Genomic DNA, 2893 nt, shown 5'->3' with positions numbered 1-2893 from the left:
GGCTGGTTTACTAACAGCTGGTTTACTAAAAGCTGGTGTTTCAACCTCCGACTTTTGAATGATATCGTTTTCAGTTTTTACTGAATTAACCTCACTTTTAGTTTCCTGCCCTAGCTGATTACCAAAAGCAATCACAGTAGGCTCAGACTCCTGATTGTTAATGTCAAACCGCCCATTGCCTCGAAATGTATTGTTTAATTTATTGTTTAATGTATTGTTTGTTGATTCTGGTGAATTTCCCCAATCCGGATTAGCTCCGACCTTGAGGACTAATCCATCCAGTTGGGAATTTTCAATGAGGTTATTCTGGAAAAATGGTTGAGCATTGGTTTCAACCACTACCCCATTTTTATTGCCAGTGATGCGATTATTAACGATATGGGGTGCAACGTTTTCGGCAATCAGAATTCCTAAGTCATTATTTTCAAATACATTGTCATCCACTTGAGTGTTTGAGGTTCCGTAAATACTGAGCCCATTGCCTTTATTGTTGTAGAAGTAGTTACTGCGAATTGTTGGTGTACTATTTCCCTCCACAGCAATCCCACTTTTGGTATTCCCAGTTAAGGTATTGTCTTCCACTAAAACCGAACCGACTTCCAGCCACAAACCATAACCTTCTGGATTAGTATTGTTAAGGGTCACGCCAGAAATAATCGTTTGGTCAGCACCTACGATTAGGACATCGTGACTAGCAGCCGTGGCACTAACAAAGGTACCACCGCCGCGAATCACCACATCGTGACCTCTAGTGCGGGGGTTGCCCTGTAGCTTGATACCGGGTTTCAGAAGTAGGGGGAAGGTTTCACCCATGTCACTGCTGTAGATACCGCTAGAGAGTACAATCACAGTATTGGCCTGGGCAGCTTGTAGCGCCTGAGTGATAGTTTTCAACGGTGAATCCTGGGTGCCATCACCACTACTGTCGTTTCCGGTAACTGGGTTTACAAACAAAAATTTTCTTTCTATGGTAAGATCCAGGTTTCTTGCCCGATCATCCTGAGTTGATTGGGCTAAAGCCGTGGTTCCTCCTAATCCTAGTGGCACCATTGTTGAAGGGATAGCTTGGCTGAAGATGCTAAAGGTTAATCCCAGCAAAATCGTTGTCACTGGTAACCCAAGATCAAAGCCTCTAGGCTGATGTTGGTGATGGCAGTGGGAATGATTGGCCTTCGGCCACGCTACGGGATTGGAAATAGTTAATTCTATGGTGTGAATTCTGATCAAACTCATGGCTGTTCTCCTTTGGTCCAATGTTCATGGAATTTGACATAAGAGTTGAGTTGAATGTCAAGCTTGATCGTATCCATAAACTAGGATATTTGTAATCTATTTGTAATCATTTATCACTTGAAATGTGTCCGTTGCTAAATGTTACTGACCGGATAAACAAGCTTTCCATCCACTGTTAGGATAGAGAATAATGGAGTAGTTAGTAATGGATGACCAACACAGCGGCATTATGGGTCAAAAATCGGCGATCTGCCGAATTTTGGATGCAAATTTAGACCGAGCTAGAGAAGGCTTGCGAATTATTGAGGAGTGGTGCCGCTTTGGTCTCAACAGCGCCCAGATGGCTGGGGAGTGCAAGGAAATGCGCCAGGAATTAGCCCGTTGGCACAGCTCAGAAATCAGGATCTTCCGAGATACCTCAGGGGATCCAGGGACTGGACTAACTCATCCCCAGGAAGAACGACGTTCGAGCATTCAGCAGCTTTTACAGGCTAATTTGTGTCGGGTTCAAGAAGCACTACGGGTGTTGGAAGAATATGGTAAACTATACGATGCTCAGATGGGTATAGCCTTTAAGCAGATGCGCTATCGGGTTTACAGCCTGGAAAGCCATTTACTGGGATATCAGCGTCATCAGTTGCTGGAGCGATCGCATCTCTACTTGATTACATCCTTGTCAGACCAGTGGTTTGCCAAAGTAGAGGCTGCCCTCCAAGGTGGACTAACCTTAGTACAGTACCGGGAAAAACAAGCAGATGATGGGGACAGACTTGCCGATGCTCAGAAACTGTGCCAGCTGTGCCATCACTACGGTGCTTTGTTTATTATGAATGACCGGGTAGATTTAGCTCTAGCAGTGGAGGCTGATGGAGTTCATATCGGACAACAAGATGTACCAATTTCCTTAGCACGGCAGCTACTCGGCTCCCAGCGTATCATTGGTTGCTCGACTACTAACCCTGATGAACTACACCGGGCAATTGCTGAAGGAGCAGATTATATTGGTGTTGGACCGGTCTATGAAACCCCTACTAAACCGAGTAAGCCAGCAGCTGGTTTGGATTATGTCAAGTATGCTAAAGAGCATGCTACAATTCCATGGTTTGCAATTGGGGGAATTGATCCAAACAATTTAAACTATGTCTTGGATGCCGGAGCTCAACGAGTGGCAGTTGTCCGGGGGATCATGGAGGCGGAACAACCAACTCTAGTGACTCAATATTTCCTGTCCCAGCTCAAACGAGAGCACACTCTTCGATCTCTTGAAGCTGGGGTTTCTAAACCCTAATGTCAGAAAACTTGATAATAGTTAGACATGTTAGGTAATAAGTAATGGTTACTAATTTTTAATAGCTTGGTGGTGAATATTAGCTGATGATGTCTAACAACACAACTCAAATTACCCTTGAAGTTAATGGTGAATCCCGTACCTGCTCTTGTGACACTAAACTACCCCAGCTATTAGAACAGCTAGGCTTAAATCCGCGCCTGGTGGCAGTAGAATATAATGGTGAAATTCTCCATCGGCAGTTTTGGAACCAGACTCAAATGCAGGAGGGAGACCAGCTCGAAATTGTCACGATTGTTGGCGGTGGTTGACTTCTCGGAGCCATTGTAAAATCTCCCCATCAATCTTCTTGATGATGGGTTTCCAATCGGA

3 protein-coding genes are annotated in these 2893 nt (G+C 44.6%); 2 read left to right on the top strand and 1 reads right to left on the bottom strand.

Annotation, left to right across the window (positions count from 1 at the left end; genetic code table 11):
- Nucleotides 1–1233 (bottom strand): DUF1565 domain-containing protein (locus tag LYNGBM3L_RS11750; protein WP_048815224.1); only part of this gene is annotated, 1233 nt, incomplete at its 3' end.
- Nucleotides 1234–1438: 205 nt separating this feature from the next.
- On the opposite strand from LYNGBM3L_RS11750, the gene LYNGBM3L_RS11745 reads away from it, so the two are divergent.
- Nucleotides 1439–2521: a thiamine phosphate synthase gene (locus LYNGBM3L_RS11745; protein WP_008182935.1), complete on the top strand. Its 1083-nt coding sequence runs from the start codon at nucleotides 1439–1441 to the stop codon at nucleotides 2519–2521.
- An 89-nt stretch (nucleotides 2522–2610) separates the two neighbouring features.
- A complete protein-coding gene (thiS, locus tag LYNGBM3L_RS11740) occupies nucleotides 2611–2832 on the top strand; it encodes a sulfur carrier protein ThiS (protein ID WP_044492807.1) in 222 nt (73 codons plus the stop codon).
- Nucleotides 2833–2893 lie beyond the last annotated feature (61 nt).

Origin of the sequence: Moorena producens 3L (assembly GCF_000211815.1) — a bacterium.
In the GTDB taxonomy this organism is placed as follows: domain Bacteria; phylum Cyanobacteriota; class Cyanobacteriia; order Cyanobacteriales; family Coleofasciculaceae; genus Moorena; species Moorena producens.
This window is presented reverse-complemented; position numbering and strand designations above follow the sequence as displayed.

Excerpts from the sequence above, each read along its gene's own strand:
- LYNGBM3L_RS11745 (WP_008182935.1), top strand. The coding sequence starts at position 1,439 with ATGGATGACCAACACAGCGGCATTATGGGTCAAAAATCGGCGATCTGC.
- thiS (WP_044492807.1), top strand. The coding sequence starts at position 2,611 with ATGTCTAACAACACAACTCAAATTACCCTTGAAGTTAATGGTGAATCC.